Source organism: Rhodococcoides kroppenstedtii, assembly GCF_900111805.1.
GTDB classification, from domain to species: Bacteria; Actinomycetota; Actinomycetes; order Mycobacteriales; family Mycobacteriaceae; genus Rhodococcoides; species Rhodococcoides kroppenstedtii.
Genome location: NZ_FOJN01000001.1, coordinates 38,415 through 62,761, shown reverse-complemented (window position 1 = coordinate 62,761; position 24,347 = coordinate 38,415). Strand labels below are relative to the sequence as shown.

The following is a 24,347-nucleotide window of genomic DNA, read 5'->3' as shown; positions in this document are numbered from 1 at the left end:
ACCGAGTAGGACCCGCGCTTCACATGTCGGCCCAGGGGGTTACGATCCTTGTAGCGCACGTTCATGCGTCCACTTCGCTTCCGCGGGGAGACGCGCATTCAGGAGGATCAGTGACTGCCCTAGCGCCCCAGCCAGTCCCCGAGCTGACGGCTTCGCGGCCGTACCCGCCCCGCATGGGGCCCAAGGGTTCGTTCGTCCACAAGATGGTGACGACCACCGATCCCAAAACGCTCGGCATCATGTACATGGTCACCTCGTTCGGGTTCTTCCTGTTCGGTGGTGTTCTGGCGCTGCTCATGCGCGCGGAGCTGGCCGTGCCGGGCCTGCAGTTCCTCTCGAACGAGCAGTACAACCAGCTCTTCACCATGCACGGCACCATCATGCTGCTGCTGTACGCGACGCCGATCGTCTTCGCGTTCGCGAACTACATCATGCCGCTGCAGCTCGGCGCTCCGGACGTGGCGTTCCCGCGTCTGAACGCGTTCAGCTACTGGCTCTACCTGTTCGGTGCGCTCATCGCGTCCGCCGGCTTCATCACCCCCGGTGGTGCCGCGGACTTCGGCTGGACGGCCTACACGCCGCTGACCGACGCGGTGCACTCGCCCGGCATCGGCGCCGACTTCTGGATCATGGGCCTGGCGCTGTCCGGCCTGGGCACCATCCTCGGTGGCGTCAACATGATCACCACGGTCATCTGCCTGCGCGCGCCCGGCATGACCATGTTCCGCATGCCGATCTTCACCTGGAACATCTTCGTCACGATGATCCTGGTGCTGCTCGCCTTCCCGCTGCTCACCGCGGCGCTGCTCGGCCTGGCGGCGGACCGGCATCTCGGCGCGCACCTGTTCGACCCGGCCACGGGCGGCGTCCTGCTGTGGCAGCACCTGTTCTGGTTCTTCGGTCACCCCGAGGTGTACATCATCGCGCTGCCGTTCTTCGGCATCGTCTCGGAGATCTTCCCGGTCTTCTCCCGTAAGCCGCTCTTCGGGTACACGGGTCTGATCTACGCCACCATCGCCATCGCGGCGCTGTCCATCGCGGTGTGGGCGCACCACATGTACGCCACCGGCGCGGTGCTGCTGCCGTTCTTCTCCTTCATGACGTTCCTCATCGCGGTGCCCACCGGTGTGAAGTTCTTCAACTGGATCGGCACCATGTGGAAGGGCCACCTGACCTTCGAGACGCCGATGCTCTTCTCGGTCGGCTTCCTGGTGACCTTCCTCTTCGGTGGTCTGTCCGGCGTGCTGCTCGCCAGCCCGCCCATCGACTTCCACGTCACCGACTCGTATTTCGTGGTCGCGCACTTCCACTACGTGCTCTTCGGCACCATCGTGTTCGCCACCTACGCGGGCATCTACTTCTGGTTCCCGAAGATGACCGGCCGCATGATGGACGAGGCGCTCGGCAAGTGGCACTTCTGGGCCACGTTCATCGGCTTCCACCTGACGTTCCTGGTGCAGCACTGGCTCGGCGCCGAGGGCTTCCCGCGTCGCTACGCGGATTACCTGCCGTCCGACGGCTTCACGGTGCTGAACTCGATCTCCACGGTCGGTGCGTTCGTCCTCGGTGCCTCGACGCTGCCGTTCCTGTGGAACGTCTTCAAGAGCTACCGCTACGGCGATCCGGTCACGGTCGACGACCCGTGGGGCTACGGCAACTCGCTCGAGTGGGCCACCAGCTGCCCGCCGCCGCGCCACAACTTCGTGGAACTGCCCCGCATCCGTTCGGAGCGTCCGGCGTTCGAGTTGCACTACCCGCACATGGTCGAGCGCATGCGTGCCGAGGCGCACGTGGGCCCCGGCCACGGCGGCGGCAAGACCACGGAAACGCTCGAGCAGGCTCGCCGGGCACCGATCGCCACCAGCGACCACGAGTCGTCGGCGGACCGCGATCCGGATTCCGGCCGCCACTGACACCGTCTCGTGCGATCAGCCCCTCCCGTCTCGGCGAGGGGCTTTTCGCTGGAAAGGGGTCCTTCGTGACCAGCAGTGAGACACAGCCCGGGCGGCGCGCCACGTCGGTGCTCGTCACCGTCACCGGTGGCGACAAGCCGGGTGTCACGTCCGTTCTGTTCGCCACCCTCGCGCGCCACGACGTGTCCGTGCTCGACGTGGAGCAGGTCGTCATCCGTGGCCGTCTGACCCTCGGCGTGCTGGGGGAGTGCGCCGGCGACGTCGAGACGCTGCACGAGCACCTCGAGGAGGCCATGGCCACCGTCGGCGTGCACGTCGACGTCGAGGTGGGTAGCGAACACGGCCGCGCCCCGCTGTCCACCCACGTGGTGGTGGTGCTTGGACGGCCGGTCACAGCGCGGGCGATCAGCGTGCTGTCGAGCGAGCTGGCCCGCCAGGGGGCGAACATCGACTCGATCCGCGGCATCGCCGACTATCCCGTCACTGGGCTGGAACTGCTGGTCTCCGTCGACGGCACCACCGACGACGCCGACGAACGTCTGCGCACCTCCCTCGCCACGGTCGCCGCCGGAGTGGGGATCGACGTCGCCGTCGAACGTGCCGGCCTCGCCCGCCGTGCCAAGCGGCTCATCGTGTTCGACGTCGACTCGACGTTGGTCCAGGGCGAGGTCATCGAGATGCTGGCCGCCCGCGCCGGCGTCGAGGACGAGGTCCGCGAGGTCACCGAGGCCGCGATGCGGGGCGAGATCGACTTCGCGGAGTCGCTCGATCGCCGCGTGGCGACGCTGGCCGGCCTCGACGCGTCGGTCATCGACGAGGTGGCCGCCGAATTGCAGCTCACCCCGGGCGCCCGCACCACCATTCGGACGCTGCGTCGTCTGGGGTACCACTGCGGCGTCGTCTCCGGCGGCTTCCGCCAGGTCATCGAGGGGCTCGCCCACGAACTCGAGTTGGACTTCGTGCAGGCCAACACCCTCGAGATCGTCGACGGGAAGCTCACCGGCCGAGTGACCGGGCAGGTGGTCGACCGCGCGCAGAAGGCGGTGGCGTTGCGGCAGTTCGCGTCCGAGGTCGGCGTCCCGATGGAGCAGACGGTGGCCGTCGGCGACGGGGCCAACGACATCGACATGCTCACCGCCGCCGGACTCGGAGTCGCGTTCAACGCCAAGCCGGCGCTGCGCGAGGTCGCGGACACCGCACTGTCCTCCCCGTTCCTCGACGCTCTGCTGTTCGTCCTCGGAGTCACCCGCAGCGAGATCGAGGCCGCCGACACCGTCGACGGCCTCGTCCGGCGCATCCCGATCCCGTGACCGAGCCCCATCGCGACCCCGAGACCGGTCCCGGGCCCGAGCCGGAGCCCGCGACCGAACCCGACACGTCGCTGACCGACCGTCACGCCGCCCTCGTCCGCATGGCAGACGGAGCGGACCGATTCGGCAGTCGGCGCGACCCGGACGATCCCGGCGACGTGCGGGCCATGCCGATGGTGCTGCACATCCCGAAGGCCGAGCCGCCGGCCCGGTCGGCCCTCCTCCGCGCCGCCGCCACCGCCACCGCGCTGGTGTGCCTCGACCCCCGGGTCGGCCCGGACGGACCGTGGCACGGCGAGTACACGGCCTGGCTGGACGCCCGCATTCGCAAGGTGTCCCGGCGGGCGCGCGGCGCGCAGTGGGCCGCGGCGCAGGAGGTCGACGGCATCACGACGACGGTCGACGGCGCCTCGGCGCGGGTGTACGTGCCGTGTCGGGTGCGCGATCTCGATCCGCGCCTGCGCAAGCTGCAGGTCGAGGGCACGGACCTTCCGCTCGACGACCGCACCGACGCGCCCGATCCCGACGCACTCGTCCTGTGGGTGAACGGAACCCTCGACATGACCGTGGGCAAGACCGCCGCCCAGGTCGGCCACGCGGTCATGCTCGCGGCCGGACGATTGCCGGTCGAGACGGTCGAGCGATGGTTCCGTCGCGGCTGCCCGACGGACGTGCGCATCGCCGACGAGGCCCGCTGGACCGAGTCGACCGCTCTCGGTGACGCCGTGGTCGGCGTCCGCGACGCGGGCTTCACCGAGGTCGCGCCCGGGTCGACGACGGTGCTCGCCGACCTGCGCAGCATCACCTAGCTCAGCGCGCCGCGGTGTCGATGGCGGCGCTCAGCGCGCCGCGGTGTCGATGGCGGCGCTCAGCGCGCCGCGGTGTCGATGGCGGCGCTCAGCGCGCCGCGGTCACGTACACCAGCACGATCGGCCCCGCCACCTCGACCACACTCCCCGGTTCCTGCCCGGCCGGGTCGATCGGCCGACCGTCCCGTGAGGCGGAGTCGAAGACGGGCACGTAGACGGGCAAGTGGTCGGAGGCCGGCGTCACGGCGTCGTGGTGGGGGAGCACGATGCCCGTCGGCCCCCCGGCGTGCACCACCAGCAGCGCAGATTCGAACGATCGGCCGTGCGACCCGGGAATGCGGACGTCGGATCCGTCGACCCACGCCTGCAGGGTGCGGGCCGTGTCGTCGTGCCAGGCGTCGCCGACGATCTCGTTCCCCGCGGCGTCGAACCACACGAGGTCCGGCTCGCCCGTCGGCGTGCGTCGTCCCGCGAAGAATTCCTGCTGTCGCAGTACCGGCGCCGTCCGCCGACACCGGAGTGCGCGGGCGAGGGTGGTCGCGAGGTCGGTGTCGCGGTCCGCCCACCGGACGGCGTGGGCCTCGGCGGCGGGCGTGTCGGCCGGGACGCAGTAGGCGTTGTTGTTGCCGTGCTGGGTGTGCCCGAATTCGTCGCCCGCGAGGAACATCGGCGTCCCGGTGGAGAGGGCGAGCACCGACAGCAGCGCGCGGACGTGCCGGTCGCGGGCCGCCAGTACGGCCGGATCCTCCGTGTCGCCCTCGACCCCGTGGTTCACCGAGTGGTTGCCGTCCGAGCCGTCGCGGTTGGCCTCGCCGTTGGCCTCGTTGTGCTTGCGCTCGTACGAGACCAGGTCGCGGACGGTGAAACCGTCGTGCGCGGTGACGAAGTTGATCGACGCCCACGGTCGCCGCCCGCCGGCGCCGAAGATGTCCTCGGACCCGGCGAGCCGCGAGGCGAGCTCGCGCACTCCGCCCTGCCCGGCGAAGAACCTACGCACGGTGTCGCGGTAGCGGTCGTTCCACTCGCTCCACACGCCGCCGAAGCCGCCCACCTGATAGCCGGGCCCGGTGGCGTCCCAGGGCTCGGCGATCAGCTTGGTCCGGCAGAGCACGGGGTCCGCCGCGATGGCACTGAGCAACGGCGCCCGCGGGTCGAACCGCCACCCGCCCGGGCGCCCGAGGGTGGACGCGAGGTCGAATCGGAACCCGTCGACACCCATGTCGGTGGCCCAGTACCGCAGCGAGTCGCACACCATGCGCACGACGACGGGCGAGGCGGCGTCCAGGGTGTTGCCGCAGCCGGTGAGGTCGACGTCGTGGCCGCGCTCGTCGAGCAGGTAGTACCCCGGCCCGTCGAGACCCCGCCAGGACAGCGACGGCCCGTCGACACCGCCCTCGCAGGTGTGGTTGTAGACGACGTCGAGGATCACCTCGAGGCCGGCGTCGTGAAGCGCGTCGACCATGGCCCGGAATTCCTCGACCTCGCCGCCGGGAACGGAGGAGTACCGCGGTTCGGGGGCGAAATAGGAGGCCGTGGAGTACCCCCAGTGGTTGCGCATCCCGCGGGCGCGCACGCCGGGTTCGGTGAGGCACGCATGCACCGGCAGCAGCTCGACGGCGGTGACGCCGAGATCGAGCAGATGGGCGACGACGGCGGGGTGCGCGAGCCCGGCATACGTCCCGCGGAGGTTCTCGGGGACGTCGGGATGCGTCGCGGTGAAGGAACCGACGTGTAGTTCGTAGACGACGGTGGCGTCCCAGTCCGTCTCGAGGCGGGCACGTCCGCGCCGCTCGGCGGGCGCGCAGACGACGGCGAGGGGAACGTGACCACGAGAGTCGCGATGGGATCGGCGGCCGAACGGTTCGTCGTCGTACGGCAGGAGGGCGTGCGCGTCGCCGAGGCCGCCGGTGATGCGGCGAGCGTAGGGGTCGAGGAGCAGCTTGCCGGGATCGAAACGGCGGCCGGTCTCGGGGTGCCAGGGACCGTCGGCGCGCAGCCCGTACCGCGTGCCCACCGCGGCGTCGGCGACGACGCCGTGCCAGATCCCGTAGGTCCGCTCGGGCAGGCGGTGACGCGTCTCGGTGCCGTCGTCGTCGATCACGCAGACGTCCACCGCGGTGGCCTCGGGCGCGTGGACGGCGAAGGAGACACCGCCGTCGACGGGGTGCGCGCCGAGTGGAAAGGGACGGCCGGGGGCCGACAGGGACCGGGGGGACGGGTGATCGTGCGACACGCGAGGCAATCCTGCCGTGTCGAGCCCGGCGGCGTGGGACAAGATGGACGTCGTGTCCGAACCTGATCCCGACCTGCTCGTCCAACTCGACTCCGTGTCCGTCCGCCGGGGGACGACGACGCTCGTGGGTCCGGTCTCGTGGAACGTCGAACTCGACGAGCGGTGGGTGGTGCTCGGCCCCAACGGAGCGGGCAAGACGACGCTGCTGAAGATCGCCGCCGCGGAGCTGTACCCGACCGAGGGCACGGCGCACGTGCTGGCGGAAACCCTGGGGCACGTGGACATCTCGGAGCTCAAGCCGCGGATCGGGCTGTCGTCGGCGGCACTCGCGGGGCGGATTCCGGGTGACGAGGTGGTCTCCGACCTCGTGGTGTCGGCCGGCTACGCGGTGCTCGGCCGGTGGCGCGAGGAGTACGAGGACGTCGACGACGAGCGAGCCATCGACATGCTCGAGCGCGCCGGCATCGAACACCTTGCACGCCGCACCTTCGGCACCCTGTCCGAGGGCGAGCGCAAACGCGTCCTCATCGCCCGGGCCCTCATGACCGACCCGGAATTGCTCCTGCTCGACGAGCCCGCCGCCGGCCTCGACCTCGGCGGTCGCGAGGACCTCGTCGCGATCCTCACCGAGCTCGCGATGAACCCGGACGCCCCGGCGACGGTGCTGGTCACCCACCACGTCGAGGAGATCCCGCCCGGCTTCACCCACGCCATGCTCCTCAAGGAAGGCGGAGTGGTCGCCCAGGGACTGATCGACGACGTCATCACGGAGGAGAACCTCTCGACGGCCTTCAGTCAGGCCATCGCCCTGGATCGGACGGACGACCGGTTCTTCGCGCGCCGCAAGCGCCGCGGCCCGTCGCATCGCCGCGCCCGATGAGCGTGCCGGTGCGCGATGCGTCGACCGTCGTGCTGGTGCGGGACGGCGAGCACGGCCTCGAGGTGTTCCTGCAGCGCCGGGTGAAGGCGATGGCCTTCGCCGCGGGGATGACGGTCTATCCCGGTGGCGGGGTCGACGCCTCCGACCGCACCGCGCCGACGGGCGACGATCCGTGGGTGGGGCCCGCGCCGTCCTGGTGGGCGGAGCAGTTCGGCACCGACGAGCCGACGGCACGAGCCCTGGTACTCGCCGCCGTGCGGGAGACGTTCGAGGAGTGCGGAATCCTGCTGGCCGGGCCGGACGAGCACGCCGTCGTCGCCGACACCGCGGAGTACGCGGACGGCCGTCGGGCGGTGGAGCGCCGCGAGATCGCGTTCTCCGAGTTCCTCGCCGACACCGGTCTGTCGGTCCGTGCCGATCTGCTGCGGCCCGCCGCCCGCTGGATCACCCCGGAGGGGGAGACGACGCGGCGTTACGACACCCGATTCTTCCTCGCCGCCGTGCCGGCCGGGCAGCGCGCCGACGACGCCACGAGCGAAGCGGTGGACGCCGGCTGGTTCCGACCGGCCGACGCCGTGGCGGACCTGCGTACCCGTGCGCGCACGATGATGCCGCCCACCTGGTCCACCCTGGCGGACCTGGCCGAGCACGCCACCGTCGCGGACGCGTTCGCGGCCCCGTATCGCCTGGACCCGGTGCAGCCCGTTCTCGTGCGTGACGGGGAGAACCGTCGGGTCGAGTTCCCCGGCGCCGAGCGGTACTACGCGGCGTTCGGCTGACGGTAGCCTCACCGCCATGGCTGAATTCGTGACTCTCGACGTCGACGGCGGCATCGGCACCATCCGACTCTCGCGGCCCCCGATGAACGCGCTGAACCGCCAGGTGCAGGGCGAGCTCCGGGACGTCGCCGCCGCGGCCACCGCGGACGACGCGGTGCGCGCGGTCATCGTGTACGGCGGCGAGAAGGTCTTCGCCGCGGGTGCGGACATCAAGGAGATGGCCGAGATGAGCGCCCAGCAGATGACCGATGCAATCGGTGGTCTGCAGGCGGGCCTCGGCGCCGTGGCGTCCATCCCGAAGCCGACGGTCGCGGCGATCACCGGCTACGCCCTGGGCGGCGGACTCGAGGTCGCCCTCGGCGCGGATCGGCGCATCGCCGGGGACAACGCCAAGCTGGGCGTGCCGGAGGTGCTGCTCGGCGTCATACCCGGCGGCGGCGGAACGCAGCGCCTCGCGCGCCTGATCGGGCCGAGCCGCGCCAAGGACATGATCTTCACCGGCCGCTTCGTCGGCGCGGAGGAAGCACTGCGGATCGGCCTGGTCGACGAGGTCGTGGCCCCCGATGCGGTGTACGACGCCGCGCGGGCGTGGGCGAGCCAGTTCGTCGGCGGGGCGTCGCGCGCGCTGGCCGCGGCGAAGGCGGCGATCGACGAGGGCCTCGACACCGACCTCGCCACGGGCCTGAAGATCGAGGCCCACGTGTTCGCGTCCTTGTTCGCCACCGACGACCGGTCGATCGGCATGTCGTCGTTCCTCGAGAACGGCCCCGGCAAGGCCGAGTTCACGGGGAACTGACCGGGAACCGACGCGGACCGTCGAGGGACACCGGTTAGGCTCTGTTTTCATGACCGTTCGTCACGACCCGATCCCGGCCGACTCCTCGTCGGCCGACGCGACCCTCGATCCGGCACCGCGGCCTCACGCCAGTGCCGAGGAGGTCGCGGCCGCACGCTCGGACACCAAGCTCGCCCAGGTGCTCTACCACGACTGGGAAGCCGAGACGTACGACGACAAGTGGTCCATCTCCTACGACCAGCGCTGCATCGACTACGCCCGCGGGCGGTTCGACGCCGTCGCGGGTGATCAGCCACTGCCGTACGAGCGGGCGTTGGAACTGGGCTGCGGTACCGGCTTCTTCCTGCTGAATCTGATGCAGAGCGGGGTCGCCGCGACCGGTTCGGTGACCGATCTGTCGCCGGGCATGGTCAAGGTGGCTCTGCGCAACGCCGAGAACCTCGGTCTGCCGGTCGACGGCCGGGTGGCCGACGCGGAGACCATCCCGTACGACGACGACACGTTCGATCTGGTCGTGGGACATGCCGTCCTGCACCACATTCCGGATGTCGAGCAGTCCCTGCGCGAGGTGCTGCGGGTGCTGAAGCCCGGCGGACGCTTCGTCTTCGCGGGCGAGCCGACCACCGTCGGCAACTTCTATGCGCGCTGGCTCGGCCGGGCGACGTGGGAGGCGACGACGCGCGTGACCAAGCTGCCGTTCCTCGCCGACTGGCGTCGTCCGCAGCAGGAACTCGACGAGTCCTCCCGCGCCGCGGCGCTCGAAGCCGTCGTGGATCTGCACACGTTCGACCCCACGGAGCTCGAGGAGATCGCGACCGCCGCGGGCGCCGAGGGAGTGCAGGCGAAGACGGAGGAGTTCGCCGCGGCCCTGCTCGGGTGGCCCGTGCGCACGTTCGAAGCGGCCGTGCCGGCGGAGAAGCTGGGCTGGGGATGGGCGCGGTTCGCTTTCACCGGCTGGAAGTCGCTCAGCTGGCTCGACGAGAAGGTGCTCCACCACGTGGTGCCACGCGGCTACTTCTACAACGTGATGATCACCGGCACCAAGCCGCTCGCCGCCGACTGACTCGGTGGGCTACGCGTTCGACCTCGACGACGTCGAGTACCTGGCGGGTGCGGTGGAGGCGCTCGCCGAGGTCGACGAGTACGCACTGACCCCGGCCTCCCTGATCGGTGACCTCGCGCGGGTGCGCGCCCGCTTCGGGTCTCGTGCCCCGGCCCTGGTGGAGACGGTGACCGTCCGGCGCAAGGCACGCAGCAAAGTGGCGGCCGCCGGGTCCTGGCTCCTGACGGACGACGCCGTCCAGCAGGCGACGCCGGACGCGGTGTCGGCGCACCGCGCGCACCGGCTCGCCGGTCGCGTGATCCACGACGTCACCTGTTCGATCGGCACCGAGCTGCACGCGCTGCGGGCGACGGCGGCGTCGGTGGTGGGCAGCGACCTCGACGCCGTGCGGCTGGCGATGGCGGCACGCAACGTGCCGGACGTCCCGGTCCTGCGCGCCGATGCGCTGACGCCGGTGACCCGCGGGACGGTGGTGCTGGCGGATCCCGGTCGACGGTCGGGCGGACGCCGACTGCGCGACCCCGCGGCACTCGAACCCCCTCTGCCGCACCTGCTCTCGGCCTACGCGGGGCGCGACCTCGTGGTGAAGTGCGCGCCGGGGCTGGATTTCGATCGGCTGCCGACGGACGCGGAGATCGAGGTGGTCTCGCTCGACGGTGGCGTGCGCGAGGCATGCCTGTGGACGGGCTCGGTCGCCGAGCCCGGGGTGCGACGACGCGCGACGGTCCTGCGTGCGGGGTCGCCGCCGGTGTCGCTGGTGGACACCGACCCGGACGAGATCGACGAGCGCCCGCCGGGTCGGTACGTGATCGACCCGGACGGCGCCGTGGTGCGGGCCGGACTGGTCCGGCAGTACGCCGCCCGGCACGGTCTGTGGCAACTCGACCCTCGGATCGCGCATCTCACCGGCGACCGCATCCCGCCGGACACGTCGGGCTTCGAGGTTCTGGATCGGCTTCCGATGCAGGAGAAGCAATTACGGAAGGAACTCGCGCGCCGGGACTGCGGCTCCCTCGAGATCCTGGTGCGCGGGGTGGACGTCGACCCGGCCGTGTTGCGATCGAAGCTGGGGTTGCGCGGGTCCACGCCGCTGTCGCTGGTGATCACCCGGATCGGCCGCAGTGCGGTCGCGTTCGTGTGCGGACCCCGCACGGTCAGCGATCAGCGGACCCCGCAAGTCGGCGATCAGCGGACCCCGCAAGTCGGCGATCAGCGGAACGAATAGAGCGTCCCGAGCCCGACGGGAACCACCACCGCACCGTCCGAGCCGACGACGACGCCCGGGCTGTACCCGGCGGCGCCCGGGAGCGCGTCGGTGTCCACGGTCTCGCCGGTGGTCAGATCGACGGTGGTGAGCGACAACTCGTCGGTGCCGGTCACCGCGTAGACGGTGGAGCCGGCGACGGCGGGGGCGCCGGCTTGCACGAGATCCTCACGCTCCCACACCAGTTGGGGTGCGTCGCCGGTGTCGCGGACCGCCCGCAGCACCGAGCCGGCCCCGCCGGACGGAACCAGGGTGCCGTCCGGCGACACGGTCACGCTGCCCGCCGCTCGGTCGCCGACGAAGTAGGTCCAGACCTCCCGGCCGTCGGCGGTGTCGTACGCGCGCACGGAACCCTCGACGTCCGTCGTGTAGAGACGGGAACCGTCCGGGGAGAGAACGGGACTCGACGTGACGGCGGACGGGAGCAGGTCCGAGGACCATTCCTCGGACCAACTCGGCTCGGGCCCGGCGGTGTAGCGCAGCGCGACCACCTGCGGCGCGATCGCGCCCTCCCTCCACAGCACCACGTAGACGATGCTCGCCTCGAGATCGACGGCCGGCGCGGCGGCGACCGGACAGGCGGGGCCTCCGCCGAGGCAGGCCACCAGCCCGTCGTCGGCGGCGCGCAGCTCGGTGTCGGGCGCCGTGAGTGGGTCGGGGGTGGGAACCAGATCGAGAATCGGGGCCTCGGGCCGTCCGCTCTGGTTGGACAGCACGTTCACCTGGCCGAACTGCGTGATCGCCAGCAGGTTGCCGTCGGGCAGGAACTGGGGGGTGCGAGGAACGCCGTACACCGGTGTGAGCCAGCGGGTCTGACCGTTCGGGTTGACCGACACCACGGCGCCGTCCTCGCCCGCGTAGAGGTTGGACGCGGTGTCGGCGACGGGGGTGGACGACACCCCGGACGGGCCGAGCCCGTTGCAGAAACGCTTCCGGCCGGACTCGCCCTGGAAGGAGCCCAGGGGACAGTTGCCCGAGGCCGCCAGCGAGGCGGTGATCTGCCCGTTCGGCGCGATGGACGGTCGGGTCGCGATCTCCGCGCCGAGCGGACGGGTCCACTCCAGGTCCAGATCGCGGCTGCCGTCGGTGGTCACGGAGGCGCTGTTGTGGGCATCGGAGAGGCCTCCGCGCCAGCCGGTCTCACCGAAGATGTCGATCGGACCGTCGCTCGATCCGCAGGAGGCGATCACGCCCGCGACGGCCAGCAGGGCGACCACCGAGCGAGCGCGCACCGGGCGTCGGGTCCGGTGCGGGTACGCGTCGGGCATGCAGGCTCCTGCCGGGTCGGATCGGGGCATCGCGATGCTATCGGACCGGCCGTCCCGGCCCGGGGTCCGGCCGCGTCCGGGGCACGGCCCGTGTGTGCGGTGCGTCGATCGACGCCGATTAGGGTGACCGGTCATGACGAGCATGTGGAACGCCCCACTGCGGTCGCGGTGGCGCGGGTCGCGGCGACGTGACCCCGATCAGGCCCGGTTCCTGACCCTCGCGTCGCTGCGCTGGGTCCTCGCCCACAAGGCGTACACGCCCTGGTACCTGGTGCGGTACTACCGCCTGGCCAAGTTCAGGGCCGCCAATCCGCACGTCGTGCTGCGCGGCATGGTGTTCCTGGGCAGGAACGTCGAGATCCACGCGACCCCGGAGCTGGCCCGTCTCGAGATCGGGCGGTGGGTCCACATCGGCGACGGCAACGCGATTCGGTGCCACGAAGGGTCCTTGCGCATCGGCGACAAGGTGGTCTTCGGCAAGGACAACGTGGTCAACACCTACCTCGACATCGAGATCGGTGCGTCCACCCTCGTCGCCGACTGGTGCTACATCTGCGATTTCGACCACCGCACCGAGGACGTGACCGTTCCGATCAAGGACCAGGGCATCGTGAAATCGCCCGTGCGCATCGGGCCCGACACGTGGATCGCCGCCAAGGTGACGGTGCTGCGGGAGACCGTCGTGGGCCGCGGATGCGTGCTCGGGGCCCACGCGGTGGTCAAGGGTCACGTACCCGACTACGGGATCGCCGTGGGCGCCCCGGCGCGAGTGGTGCGTAACCGGAAGGCGGACTGGGAGGCCGGCGCTGCCGATCGCGCGAAGTACGTCGCCGCGCTTGAGGACATCGCCCGCAAGAAGGCGGCCGGGACCACCGACCTGCCGGGCTAGCTCGGATCCCGTTCCGGCAGTGGACGTTCGACAACCTGCGGCCGCGCGTACGGCGTGCGGACGCGGCGCTTCGCGGCGGCGAGGATCGTGGCGGTCTCGCGGGCGACCGTCGACCACGCGAAGTCGGCGGTGAGCCGTTCGCGGGCGGCGTCGACGAGGGCTCGGGTGCGCTCCGGCTCGTCCAGGGAGCGCCGCACCGCGGTGGCCAGCCCGGCCACGTCGCCGGGAGCGAACGAGCGACCCGTGACCCCGTCGGTGACGGCTTCGCCGAGCCCGCCCGCGGTCGAGGCGACGAGGGGAATGCCGGCGGCAGCCCCTTCGAGCGCGATGATGCCGAAGGGCTCGTACCGACTGGGGAGCACCAGGACGTCGGCTCGATGCAGGTGGACCAGCACGCCGTCGTGATCGGCGGACCCGGCGAAGGCGACGGACCCCCGCACGCGGTGCGCGCGGGCGAGTTCGATCAGGTGATCGCGCTGGGTGCCGTCGCCGACGATCGTGAGAGTGGTGCCGGGGTGGGTCCGGCGCAGGCGGGGGAGGGCCGCGATCAGGTCCTGCACGCCCTTCTCGTACTCGAGCCGGCCCACGTAGAGCAGGGCGGGTGCGCGCCCGGTCGGTCCATGGGGGCGGAACGTCCAGGTCGAGGTGTCGATCCCGTTGCGCACAACGTGCATCGGTCCGGGCGGGGCGAAGAGACGAGCGACCTCGTCGTCCATCGACGCGGAGCAAGTGATCACCGCGTCGGACTCCTGCGCGAGCCACCACTCGATCGAGTGCACCTGCCGGTTCACCCGGCCAGACACCCAACCGCTGTGCCGGCCGGCCTCGGTGGCGTGGAAGGTGGTCACCAGGGGCACGTCGAAGAACTCGGCGAGGGCGATCGCAGGGTGCGCGACGAGCCAGTCGTGGGCGTGGACGACGTCGGGAACCCATCCCTCGCCGACGCCCGGCTTGGACAGCGCCAGCCCGGCCCGGACCATCGCGTGACCCAGCGCGAGGGTCCACTCGATCATGTCCACGCCGAACGCGAAGTGGGCCGGATCCTCGGCGACCGCCACCACGAGAACCCCGTCGGCCACGACGGCCTCGGTGGGGTGGGTGGACCCGTCGGTGCCCGTGGGTCGACGGGCGAGGACCACCACCTCGTGGCCCGCGGCGGCGAGTGCGGTCGCGAGATGGTGCACGTGCCGTCCCAGGCCGCCGACGACGACGGGCGGGTACTCCCAGGAGACCAGCAGGACTCTCATCGCACCCCTTCCCGACGACGCGTGACCCCGCCGGTCGGTGCCTCGCTCGTCGGGAGCCTACGGGCATCGAGGTCGGGAAACAGCCCGTCGGCGACGCTCCATCCCGCGGCGAGGCGGGCGGCGGCCGCGTGGTGTCCGGACGTGCGTGCGGCCGCGATTTCCCGCACGGCGTGCGCGTGTTCGTGCGCGCGATCGCGCGCGTACTGCGCCGCCGAGTCCTTGCTCACCATGAACGCCCAGTCGCTCGACACGGTGAGCAGCGCCTCGCGCAGGATCTGATCGGCGGTCCGGTCCCGTCCGGCGGCCTCGGCGGGGCCGCGGGCGTCGACGGCGTCCAGGGCGGAGGCCGTCACCTCCGCGTTCAGTCGCACCAGGTCCTGCACCGGGTCCCCGGCCCACACGCGCCAGTCCTTTCCGGACCCCCACGAGGTGTTCGGCAGGTCCGCCGGCTCGCCGACGAACCCGGCCGCACGCGCGGCGGTGAGGGTGCCCACCTGCACGCCGGCCTCGGGGAGGGCGCGCAGAACGGCCTCGAGCCACTCGGGACCCTCGTGCCACCAGTGACCGAACAGCTCCGTGTCGAAGGCCGCCGTCACCAGCGCGGGGCGTCCGGTGCGCGCGTGTTCGTCGTGCAGCCGACGCCGAACCACGTCGACGAAGTCGCGGACGTGGTCCTGCAGAGCCGCGGCGGCGAGGTCCGGTGCGTACGGGGCCTTGTCGGGACCGGCGACCGTCCGTCCGGTGACCCGCACGATCTTGAGGCCGGTCCCGTGGTCGTAGGTGTGGAAGTCGCGGTACGCGGCGTGACCGGGGTAGCCGGACTTCGGCGACCACACGCGGTAGCTTACCGGTAGATCCCGCCCGAACGCGACCACGTCGGTGTCGCCGACGGGCCGGCCGAGCGTGGTGTCGCCGCGCAGAGCGGGCCCGTCGACCAGGAAGTGGCTCACCCCGGCCGCCGCGTAGTCCCGCTCCATGCCGGCGGTGAAGGCGCATTCCGGCGCCCAGATTCCGTCGGCTCGTCGGCCGAGGCGCCGAGCGCCGTCGCGCAGACCCTCCGCCAGCGAGAACGTCCGCAAGCGCGGATCGAGCAGCGGCTGGAACGGGTGCATCAGGGGTCCGCCCAGCAGTTCGACGGCCCGATCGTCGACCAGGCGACGGAGCACGGGCGACGCGCCGTGGCGCCACCGGGTCTCGAACTCCGCGAGGGCGTGCCCGGCCTCGCGGTACTCGCGGCGGCCCGCCTCGCGGCGGTCGGCATCCCGTGACGTCGCCGCCTCGGCGGCGCGCAGCGACCAGTTGCCGAGCCAGTGGTGCATGCCGTCGAGAGCGTGCGGATCGTCGAGCTGCGCCGCGAGGACGGGCGTGATGCCCAGGGTCAGCAGATCGGTCCGGCCTTCCGCCGACAGCCGCCGCAGAACGTCCACCACCCGGAGGTAGGAGCCGGCCCACGACTGGTAGAGCCATTCCTCGCCGACGGGCCACCGACCGTGATGGGGGAGCCACGGCAGATGCGAATGCAGTACCAGGGCGAACATTCCGGGCACCCGCCCCGCGCCGGACTCGGTCACGGAGCGAGCGGGCTGCGCGCGACGATCAGCAGGTCGAGGCTCGCGTCGAGGTGGTCGTCGGTGAGGTGGAAGTCCTCGGTGCCGATGCCGGCGACGTCGCGGGCGAGCTCGTCGGGCCACGGCTCGCCGGCCAGCGCCCGATCGATCTGGGCGTCGACGAACGAGCCGCCGTGCCGGCGGTCGAGTTCCTGCAGGGTCGGCCCGTGATGGACTCCGGTGAGCTGCTCGACCTCGAACCCGCCGGCGACGATCAGATCGGTCAGCTCCCCGGGATCGAGTTCGCGGGTGTGGAACGGGTTGAGCGGGGTGTCCCGGCCGGGGGAGAACGTGATGCGGTTCGGCGTACTCATGATGAGAACGCCGCCCGGGGCCAGGACCCGACGGCATTCGCGAACGAAGCGGTCCTGGTCCCAGAGGTGCTCGATCACCTGCAGGGTGACCACGACGTCGATCGCTCCGGCGGCGACGGGCAGGTCCACCAGGTTGCCGCGGGTGATGTCGACGGCGGGGTAACGGACGGCGATGTGGTCGGCGGCCGAGACGTCGTAGTCGACGCCGACGACCAGACGGGCCGACTCGGCGATCAGGTCGGCGCCGTATCCCTCGCCCGGCCCGGCCTCGAGGACGGTGCGTCCCGCGCACCGCGGCGCGATGTGCCGGTAGACCACCTCGTGGCGTCGGAACCAGTAGTTCTCCTCGGCGATTCCGGGGACCGTTCGTTCGCCCGTGAGCGGGAGAGGATCTCCGTTCCGGGTCGGCGCTGCCGGTGTCGCGTCGTTCATCCGGGCGAGAGTAGTTCGTGACGCGACACACCCGGACAGGCGGGGAGGAGGGGTTGAAAAATTCTGACGGCGGAGTAAGTTACCCACCAGTAACCCTCGATGGGGTAACGTCCACGTCACAGCGGGAGGATGTGGACACACCCACCGCACGCACCGGGAACGTCGGGCGACCGTCGCCGACCTACCGGTGGGTAGTGATCGGACCGGATCGTCACCAACACGACTCAGGAGGTCGACGCAGACCCATGACGAACATCGTCGTACTGATCAAGCAGGTCCCGGACACGTGGTCCGAGCGCAAACTCTCCGACGGCGACTACACGCTGGACCGCGAGGCCGCGGACGCCGTGCTGGACGAGATCAACGAGCGCGCCGTCGAGGAAGCGCTGCTCATCAAGGAGCGCGACGGCGGCGAGGTCAAGGTCCTGTCGGCCGGCCCCGACCGCGCCACCGAGGCCATCCGCAAGGCCCTGTCGATGGGCGCGGACAGCGCCGTCCACGTCAACGACCCCGCCATGCACGGCTCCGACGCCATCCAGACGGCGTGGGCACTGGCCGCCGCACTGGGGCAGGTCGAGTTCGAGAACGGCGAGGCCGCGGATCTGGTCATCGCCGGCAACGAGGCCACCGACGGCCGCATCGGCGCCGTCCCGGCCATCATCGCCGAGTACCTGGGCATCCCGCAGCTGACGCAGATGCGCAAGCTCGTCGTCGCCGACGGCAAGGTCTCCGGCGAGCGCGAGACCGACGAGGGTGTCTTCGGCCTCGAGGCCGAGCTCCCCGCCATCGTCTCGGTCACCGAGAAGATCAACGAGCCGCGATTCCCGTCCTTCAAGGGCATCATGGCCGCGAAGAAGAAGACCGTGCAGGTGCTCACCCTCGCCGACATCGGCGTCGAGCCGGAGACGGTCGGCGTGGACAACGCCGGCACCACGGTCACCAACGTCACCCCCAAGCCCCCCAAGACGGCCGGCGAGCGCGTCACCGACGAGGGCGACGGCGGCACCAAGGTCGCCGACTACCTGGTCTCGCAGAAGATCATCTAGTCACCCCCGTCCACCGCCCGACCCGAACCACAGGAGAGTCAGTCACATGGCAGAGGTACTGGTCCTCGTCGAACACGCCGACGGGGCACTGAAGAAGGTCACCACCGAACTCATCACCGCCGCACGGGTTCTCGGTGAGCCCGCCGCGGTCGTCACCGGCGCGCCCGGCACCACCGACAAGATCGCCGACGCGCTCGCCGAGGCCGGCGCGGCCAAGATCTACGTCGCGGAGTCCGACGACGTCGACGGCTTCCTCGTCACCCCCAAGGTCGATGTGCTCGCCTCGCTCGCCGAGTCCGCGTCGCCCGCCGCGATCATCACCTCGGGTGGCATCGAGGGCAAGGAGGTGGCGGGACGTCTGGCCGCTCGCCTCGGCGCCGGACTCCACCAGGACGTCGTGTCCGTGAGCGCCGACAAGTCCGCCACCTACTCCATCTTCGGCGGTGCCTTCACCGTCGAGGCCAAGACCAACGGCGACGTGCCGGTCATCTCGGTGCGCCCCGGCGCCATCGAGGCCGAGCCGCAGGCCGGCGCCGGTGAGCGCGTCGACGTCGAGGTCCCGGCCCAGGAGGAGGCCGTCGTCCGCGTCGTCTCCCGCGACCCGATCGTCGGTGGCGACCGTCCGGAGCTCACCGAGGCGTCCGTCGTCGTCTCCGGTGGCCGCGGCGTCGGCAGCGCCGACAAGTTCTCCGTGGTCGAGGAGCTCGCCGACTCGCTCGGTGCCGCCGTCGGCGCCTCCCGCGCCGCGGTCGACTCCGGGTACTACCCCGGTCAGTTCCAGGTGGGCCAGACGGGCAAGACCGTCTCGCCGCAGCTCTACGTCGCCCTCGGCATCTCCGGCGCCATCCAGCACCGCGCCGGCATGCAGACGTCCAAGACCATCGTCGCGGTCAACAAGGACGAGGAAGCCCCCATCTTCGAGATCGCCGACTACGGCGTGGTGGGCGACCTGTTCGACGTCGCACCCCAGCTGACCGAGGCGGTCAAGAAGCGCAAGGGCTGACCCCGCAGTCCCCGGGCCGGGCCCCGTCACCGAATCAGGTGACGGGGCCCGGCTCGTTTGGCGAATGGTCACGTAGCTGCCACGAACACGGCACACGGGTGTGGCCGCCCGGACGTTCGAGCGCGACAGATTCGGGCCATGACCGTTCGATCGATCTCGACGACGTCACGACCCGACACGCGAGCGCTGCTCGCTCCGCCCGATTCGCGAGCGCTGCTCGCTCTACCGAGTTCGCGAGCGCTCCTCGAGGACCGCCACTACTCCCTCCTGGTCGGCTCCACCCCGGACCACGCCAGGGCCGCCCAGCGACTGCGCGCCGACGTCTTCGGCTCCGAACCCGGTTTCGCCGCCACCTCGTTCGTCGACGGCCTCGACGTCGACCGCTACGACCAGCACTGCGATCACCTGCTGGTCGTGGAGAACGAGACGGACGCCGTCGTCGGCTGCTACCGGATGCTCACCCCGACCGGTGCGGAGCGCGCCGGCGGCTACTACACCGCCACCGAGTTCGACATCAGCGAACTGCGAGCCTTCGAGCTCGGCACCGTCGAGATGGGCCGCGCCTGCGTCGACCGCGAGCACCGCAGCGGAGCCGTGCTCGCGTTGATGTGGTCCGGCATCCTGCGGTACCTCGACCTGGGCGGACACGACCGCGTGATGGGCTGCGTCTCGGTGCCCATGGATCTCGGTGACGGTGCGCCCGTCGGAGCGCACGTGCGCGGGGTCCGCGACCTGGTGTCGTCACGTCATCGCAGCGCGCGCCGGGCATACCCGCGCACACCGGTACGGGTCGACGGGGTCGACCTGCAGGACATCGCGCCGCCGGCGCGAACGGTGGTGCCGCCGCTGCTGCGCGGCTACCTGCGCATGGGCGCGTCGATCTGCGGCGAGCCCGCGCACGACCCCGAGTTCGGGGTGGCGGACTTCGTCGCCCTGCTGCACATGGAGGACGCCAACGTGCGCTACCTCGAGCGGCTCCGATCGGCGGCCGGTGCGGTGCCGGACCGGCCCTCGGCGGCCGGCGGCGACCGGTGACCCACGCCTGGATGCCGGCCAGCCCCTGCGGGACCGGATGCCGGACGGCCCCGGTGGCCACCGCCGGCACTCTGCGCGTCGTGCTGCGGTGCGTCCTCGTCGTCGCCCTGCTGCTGGTGTTCCCGCTCCTGCTCGCCGGCCGGGTGCTGCCGGCTCCGGGCCGTCGCGCCGCCGCCCGTATCGGTGCGCGCGGGATGCTCGCCGCACTCGGCATCGGACTCGACCGGCGGGGAGACCGGCCCGCCGAGTCCGGCGTCGGCACCCTGGTGGTCGCTAATCACGTCTCCTGGACGGACATCCTGGTCCTGGCCGCGTGCTTCCCGTGCCGGTTCGTGGCCCGCGCCGACCTGGTCGACTGGCCCGTTCTCGGGCTGCTGGCGCGCGTCGTCAAGGTGATCCCCATCGCGCGCGACCGTCTGCGCGCCCTGCCGGACACCGTCGACGAGGTGGCGGACGCCCTGCGCGGCGGGGCGACCGTCGTCGTCTTCCCGGAGGGGACCACCTGGTGCGGGACGGCCTACGGCCGGTTCCGCCCCGCCCTGTTCCAGGCCGCGATCGAGACGGGGGCGACCGTGCGCCCGGTCGGCATCGCCTACCGGGAACGGACGGGTGCGCCGAGCACCGCCACCGCCTTCGTCGGGGCCGAGGGCATCGGCGAGTCCATGTCGCGCATCCTGCGCCTGCGGGGTGTCCGCGCGGAGGTCGTCACCGGCGCCGACCTGGACGCCGTCGGCGGAGACCGACGCGAGCTCGCACGCCGGGCCGAATCGGTGGTGCGACGCGAGGCGGACGTCGCCGAGATCCCGCCGCTGCGGGTCACGTCCCACCGACGTCCCGCCGTCGCCGATGCGCACCACGAGGACCGTCACTCCGCGGACGTCCTGCGCGCCGGGTGACGTCCGGCGCGCAGCCGAGCGCTGCAGCCTGCTCGGCGCGCGGCCGGACTCGACGCAGCGGCTAAACTGGCCGTCGTCATGCCACGTTCCGGTTCGCCGCGCCCCGTCGGGCCCACGGTCTACCTCGATCACGCCGCCACCACTCCGATGGTCCCGGCTGCGGTCGAGGCCATGGTCGACGTGTTCGGCACTCTCGGCAACGCGTCCTCTCTCCACGGATCGGGCCGAGCCGCCCGGCGGCGCGTCGAGGAATCCCGGGAGTCCGTGGCGGCGGCGCTCGGCGCCCGCCCGTCCGAGGTGATCTTCACCTCCGGCGGCACCGAGTCCGACAACCTGGGCGTCAAGGGCATCTTCTGGGCCCGGCGCGCTGCCGATCCACGCCGCACCCGCGTCGTCACCAGCGCCGTCGAGCACCACGCGGTGCTCGACGCCGTCGAGTGGCTCGAACGCCACGAGGGCGCGTCCGTCACCTGGCTGCCGGTGGAGGCCGACGGCACCGTCACACCGGCCGCGCTGCGCCGCGCGCTCGAGGAGCACGTCGACGAGATCGCCGTCGTCAGCATCATGTGGGCGAACAACGAGGTCGGCACTGTCATGCCGATCGCCGAACTTGCGGCCGTCGCGGCCGAGTTCGACGTTCCGATGCACAGCGACGCGGTGCAGGCGGTCGGGAGCCGCGTGGTCGACTTCGCGGCGAGCGGAGTGTCCGCCCTGTCCATCGCCGCGCACAAATTCGGTGGCCCGCAGGGCGTGGGCGCTCTGCTGCTGGGCCGGTCCGTGGCGTGCGAGCCGTTGCTGCACGGCGGGGGTCAGGAGCGCGACGTGCGCTCGGGCACTCCCGACGTCGCCGGGGCGGTGGGACTGGCCGCGGCGCTGGCGAACGCCGTCGCGGAGCGCCCGCACACCGAGGCCCGCCTGAGCGCGTTGCGGGACCGGTTCGTCGACGGCATCGTCGCTGCGATCCCCGACGCGCGGATCAACGGCGCGTCCGGCGAGCGTCGGCTGCCCGGCAACGTCCACGTCACCTTCCGCGGCTGCGAGGGTGATTCGCTGCTGATGCTGCTCGACGCCGCCGGCATCGAATGCTCCACCGGGTCGGCCTGCACGGCCGGCGTTCCCCGCCCGTCGCACGTGTTGTTGGCGATGGGCGTCGATCCCGACGACGCGCGGGGCTCCCTGCGGTTCTCGTTGGGCCACACCACCACCGACGCCGACGTAGACGCCGCTCTCGCCGCGCTGCCGCGGGTGGTCGAGCGCGCCAGGGCTGCGGGCATGGCGTCGTCCGTTCGTTCTCGAGGTTAGGAAGACGATGCGAGTTCTGGCTGCCATGAGCGGCGGAGTCGACTCCGCCGTGGCCGCGGCGCGCGCGGTCGACGCCGGGCACGACGTGGTCGGCGTCCATCTGGCGCTGTCCACGGCGCCGGGCACCCTGCGCACCGGGTCGCGCGGGTGTTGCTCGAAGGAGGACGCCGGTGACGCCCGTCGTGCCGCGGACGTGCTCGGAATCCCGTTCTACGTCTGGGATTTCGCGGAGCGCTTCCGAGAGGACGTCATCGACGACTTTGTTGCGGCCTACGCCGCCGGTGAGACGCCCAACCCGTGCCTGCGGTGCAACGAGAAGATCAAGTTCGCCGCCCTGGCCGACCGGGCCGAGGCGCTGGGGTTCGACGCGGTGGCCACCGGTCATTACGCCCGCCTCGAGGGCGGTGTGCTGCGGCGGGCCGTCGACGCGGACAAGGATCAGTCCTACGTCCTGGGCGTGCTCACCGCCCGTCAGCTCTCGCGGTCGATGTTCCCGATCGGGGACACCCCCAAGGCGCAGGTGCGCGAGGAGGCCGCGGCGCGCGGTCTCGCCGTCGCGGACAAGCCCGACAGTCACGACATCTGCTTCGTCCCCTCCGGCGACACCCGGGCCTTCCTGGGCGCCCGCATCGGCATTCGTCCCGGCGCCCTGGTCGACGCGGAGACCGGGAACACCCTCGGGGAGCACGACGGCGTCCACGGCTTCACCGTCGGACAGCGCAAGGGACTCGGCCTGCCGGGCCCGGCCCCGGACGGCAAGCCGCGCTACGTCACCGCGATCGAGCCGGAGACGGGCACGGTGCGGGTCGGATCGGCGGAGCGGCTGAACGTCCACGGCATCACCGCGTCGGCACCTGTGTGGACCTCCGGCGAGGCGCCCGTCGGCGACGTCGACTGCGTCGTGCAGGTGCGAGCCCACGGCGGAACCGCGCCGGCCACCGCCCGTCCCGGCGACTCGTCCGTCGAGATCACGCTGCACAGCCCGTTGACCGGCGTCGCCCGTGGGCAGGCCGCCGTGCTCTACCGTCCCGACCCGGCCGGCGACGTCGTCATCGGCAGCGGCACCATCGCGGGCACGGTATCGGAGCGGCCCGCCTCCGCGGGCACGGTCTCGGAGCGGCCCGCCTCCGCGGGCACGGTCTCGGCGATGCCTGCCGTCGCCGGCGATCGAACGGCCGAGTGACCACCCCGACCTCATCCGTGGCCGGCCGGGCCACGGGCATCGGATCGTGGCCGGGAACCGACGTCGGCGAGGCCGTCTCCACGGTGATCGGCGAACTTCCCGACCTGCCCCACGTGGTGGAACTGCCCGCCCGCGGCCTCGGTGCCGACACCGTGGGCCGGACCGGGGCTCTACTGGTCGATCTCGACCTCGACGTCTCGACCACGGGGTACCGGCTCGCCGCCGGCCGTAACGGCACCGCTCGGCGAGCCCGTGACCTGCTGGCCGAGGACCTCGACGTCCTCGAGGAGAAGTGGGAGCTCGCGGGGCTGCGCGCCGCGGGGCGCACCGTCAAGGTCCAGGCAGCCGGGCCCTTCACCCTGGCGGCGGAGGTCGAACTCGCGCGAGGACGGCGGGTTCTCACCGATCGCGGTGCCGCGCGCGACGTGGCCGAGTCCCTCGCCGAAGGGGTGGCCGCGCACGCCGACGAGGTGGCGCGTCGGCTCGAGGCCGACGTGGTGGTGCAACTGGACGAGCCACAGCTGGCGGCGGTGCTGGGCGGCACGTTGACCGGGCAGACTAGCCTCGAGCGGGTGCCCGCCGTCCCGGCTCCGGAGGTCGTCGACCGGCTCGCCGGCGTGCTGAATCGGATCGGGCGCCCCGTGGTCCTGCACACGTGTGGCGAGGACGTGCCATTCGAGGTGTTCGGCCGTGCCGGGGTCCATGCCGTCGCGTTCGATCTCGCGCTCGTGCGGCCCGGGCGGTACGACGCGGTGGGGGATTTTCTCGACGGCGGCGGGGTCGCGGTGCTCGGGATCCTGCCGGGTACCGATCCGGCGCCGGGCGCGCGGGAACCGGGATGGAAGGACGCGGCCCGTCCCGCGGTCGAGCTGATCGACCGCCTGGGCTTCCCGCGCTCCGTCCTCACCGATCGGGTGGCCGTGTCGCCGGCGTGCGGACTGGCCGGCGCCTCGGCTGGGTGGGCCCGGCGCGCGCTCACCGTGGTGCGGGACGTCGCGACGGCGTTCGCCGAGGATCCCGCCGCCCTCTGACCGCAGGTCCCCGAGCCTTCCGACCGCAGGTCACCGGGTGTGTCGGT

The 24,347-nt window shown here is 71.8% G+C and carries 21 protein-coding genes; 16 read left to right on the top strand and 5 right to left on the bottom strand.

Features of this window, described 5'->3' with window-relative positions; translation table 11 throughout:
- Window positions 1-110: 110 nt before the first annotated feature.
- The 3 genes from ctaD to BMZ18_RS00280 all read left to right on the top strand — a co-directional run bounded on the left by ctaD (window position 111) and on the right by BMZ18_RS00280 (window position 4,032).
- Window positions 111-1,913, top strand: a complete 1,803-nt coding sequence (gene ctaD, locus BMZ18_RS00290; protein WP_068100513.1) for an aa3-type cytochrome oxidase subunit I — start codon at window positions 111-113, stop codon at window positions 1,911-1,913.
- A gap of 65 nt (window positions 1,914-1,978) precedes the next feature.
- Window positions 1,979-3,223 carry a phosphoserine phosphatase SerB gene (serB, locus tag BMZ18_RS00285; protein ID WP_068363540.1) on the top strand — a complete coding sequence of 415 codons (1,245 nt, stop codon included), beginning with the start codon at window positions 1,979-1,981 and terminating at the stop codon, window positions 3,221-3,223.
- Window positions 3,220-4,032 (top strand): peptidyl-tRNA hydrolase, encoded by an 813-nt coding sequence (locus tag BMZ18_RS00280; protein WP_371828469.1) that lies wholly within the window; start codon window positions 3,220-3,222, stop codon window positions 4,030-4,032. Before serB ends, BMZ18_RS00280 begins: the two co-directional genes overlap by 4 nt.
- Window positions 4,033-4,120: 88 nt before the next feature.
- Here BMZ18_RS00280 and glgX read toward each other — a convergent pair whose 3' ends face one another.
- Window positions 4,121-6,265, bottom strand: coding sequence for a glycogen debranching protein GlgX (glgX, locus tag BMZ18_RS00275; RefSeq protein ID WP_244516360.1), 2,145 nt, complete (start codon window positions 6,263-6,265; stop codon window positions 4,121-4,123).
- Between the two features lie 43 nt (window positions 6,266-6,308).
- Here glgX and BMZ18_RS00270 point away from each other — a divergent pair, with 43 nt between their 5' ends.
- Genes BMZ18_RS00270 through BMZ18_RS00250 form a run of 5 tightly spaced genes read left to right on the top strand, consistent with a single transcriptional unit; the run spans window position 6,309 to window position 11,008 of the window.
- Complete coding sequence (locus BMZ18_RS00270) at window positions 6,309-7,145, top strand: ABC transporter ATP-binding protein (RefSeq protein WP_068100517.1); 837 nt, start codon at window positions 6,309-6,311, stop codon at window positions 7,143-7,145.
- Window positions 7,142-7,924, top strand: a complete 783-nt coding sequence (locus BMZ18_RS00265; RefSeq protein ID WP_068363533.1) for an NUDIX hydrolase — start codon at window positions 7,142-7,144, stop codon at window positions 7,922-7,924. Before BMZ18_RS00270 ends, BMZ18_RS00265 begins: the two co-directional genes overlap by 4 nt.
- Before the next feature lie 16 nt (window positions 7,925-7,940).
- Complete coding sequence (locus tag BMZ18_RS00260; protein WP_068100522.1) at window positions 7,941-8,720, top strand: enoyl-CoA hydratase/isomerase family protein; 780 nt, start codon at window positions 7,941-7,943, stop codon at window positions 8,718-8,720.
- A gap of 49 nt (window positions 8,721-8,769) precedes the next feature.
- On the top strand, window positions 8,770-9,783 hold the full coding sequence (locus tag BMZ18_RS00255) for a class I SAM-dependent methyltransferase (RefSeq protein ID WP_068363531.1): 1,014 nt from the start codon (window positions 8,770-8,772) through the stop codon (window positions 9,781-9,783).
- 4 nt (window positions 9,784-9,787) lie between these two features.
- Entirely contained in the window at window positions 9,788-11,008 is a 1,221-nt protein-coding gene (locus BMZ18_RS00250; protein WP_068363530.1) for a class I SAM-dependent methyltransferase, read from the top strand.
- On the opposite strand, the gene BMZ18_RS00245 is transcribed toward BMZ18_RS00250, so the two are convergent.
- Complete coding sequence (locus BMZ18_RS00245) at window positions 10,993-12,315, bottom strand: outer membrane protein assembly factor BamB family protein (RefSeq protein WP_068363529.1); 1,323 nt, start codon at window positions 12,313-12,315, stop codon at window positions 10,993-10,995. The genes BMZ18_RS00250 and BMZ18_RS00245 overlap by 16 nt on opposite strands.
- Window positions 12,316-12,448: 133 nt before the next feature.
- On the opposite strand from BMZ18_RS00245, the gene BMZ18_RS00240 reads away from it, so the two are divergent.
- Window positions 12,449-13,204: an acyltransferase gene (locus BMZ18_RS00240; protein WP_068100528.1), complete on the top strand. Its 756-nt coding sequence runs from the start codon at window positions 12,449-12,451 to the stop codon at window positions 13,202-13,204.
- Here the strand turns inward: BMZ18_RS00240 and BMZ18_RS00235 are convergent.
- Genes BMZ18_RS00235 through BMZ18_RS00225 form a run of 3 tightly spaced genes read right to left on the bottom strand, consistent with a single transcriptional unit; the run spans window position 13,201 to window position 16,804 of the window.
- Window positions 13,201-14,451 carry a glycosyltransferase family 4 protein gene (locus tag BMZ18_RS00235; protein WP_068363526.1) on the bottom strand — a complete coding sequence of 417 codons (1,251 nt, stop codon included), beginning with the start codon at window positions 14,449-14,451 and terminating at the stop codon, window positions 13,201-13,203. The genes BMZ18_RS00240 and BMZ18_RS00235 overlap by 4 nt on opposite strands.
- Window positions 14,448-16,022, bottom strand: a complete 1,575-nt coding sequence (locus BMZ18_RS00230) for a 1,4-alpha-glucan branching protein domain-containing protein (protein ID WP_068363523.1) — start codon at window positions 16,020-16,022, stop codon at window positions 14,448-14,450. The genes BMZ18_RS00235 and BMZ18_RS00230 overlap by 4 nt, the downstream gene beginning before the upstream one ends.
- Window positions 16,019-16,804: a class I SAM-dependent methyltransferase gene (locus BMZ18_RS00225; RefSeq protein ID WP_068363521.1), complete on the bottom strand. Its 786-nt coding sequence runs from the start codon at window positions 16,802-16,804 to the stop codon at window positions 16,019-16,021. The genes BMZ18_RS00230 and BMZ18_RS00225 overlap by 4 nt, the downstream gene beginning before the upstream one ends.
- Before the next feature lie 245 nt (window positions 16,805-17,049).
- On the opposite strand from BMZ18_RS00225, the gene BMZ18_RS00220 reads away from it, so the two are divergent.
- The 7 genes from BMZ18_RS00220 (at window position 17,050) to BMZ18_RS00190 (ending at window position 24,300) form a co-directional block, all read left to right on the top strand.
- Window positions 17,050-17,850, top strand: coding sequence for an electron transfer flavoprotein subunit beta/FixA family protein (locus BMZ18_RS00220; protein WP_068100538.1), 801 nt, complete (start codon window positions 17,050-17,052; stop codon window positions 17,848-17,850).
- 46 nt (window positions 17,851-17,896) lie between these two features.
- Window positions 17,897-18,853: an electron transfer flavoprotein subunit alpha/FixB family protein gene (locus BMZ18_RS00215; RefSeq protein WP_068100539.1), complete on the top strand. Its 957-nt coding sequence runs from the start codon at window positions 17,897-17,899 to the stop codon at window positions 18,851-18,853.
- Between the two features lie 138 nt (window positions 18,854-18,991).
- Window positions 18,992-19,888: a GNAT family N-acetyltransferase gene (locus BMZ18_RS00210; protein ID WP_082895045.1), complete on the top strand. Its 897-nt coding sequence runs from the start codon at window positions 18,992-18,994 to the stop codon at window positions 19,886-19,888.
- An 11-nt stretch (window positions 19,889-19,899) separates the two neighbouring features.
- On the top strand, window positions 19,900-20,784 hold the full coding sequence (locus tag BMZ18_RS00205) for a lysophospholipid acyltransferase family protein (protein WP_082895046.1): 885 nt from the start codon (window positions 19,900-19,902) through the stop codon (window positions 20,782-20,784).
- A gap of 78 nt (window positions 20,785-20,862) precedes the next feature.
- Window positions 20,863-22,086 carry a cysteine desulfurase family protein gene (locus BMZ18_RS00200; RefSeq protein WP_068363518.1) on the top strand — a complete coding sequence of 408 codons (1,224 nt, stop codon included), beginning with the start codon at window positions 20,863-20,865 and terminating at the stop codon, window positions 22,084-22,086.
- Window positions 22,087-22,093: 7 nt separating this feature from the next.
- Window positions 22,094-23,269 carry a tRNA 2-thiouridine(34) synthase MnmA gene (gene mnmA / locus BMZ18_RS00195; RefSeq protein WP_082895044.1) on the top strand — a complete coding sequence of 392 codons (1,176 nt, stop codon included), beginning with the start codon at window positions 22,094-22,096 and terminating at the stop codon, window positions 23,267-23,269.
- The gene (locus BMZ18_RS00190) at window positions 23,266-24,300 is read left to right on the top strand and encodes a uroporphyrinogen decarboxylase/cobalamine-independent methonine synthase family protein (RefSeq protein ID WP_068363516.1); all 1,035 of its coding nucleotides are present in this window, start codon (window positions 23,266-23,268) and stop codon (window positions 24,298-24,300) included. Before mnmA ends, BMZ18_RS00190 begins: the two co-directional genes overlap by 4 nt.
- Window positions 24,301-24,347: the final 47 nt, after the last annotated feature.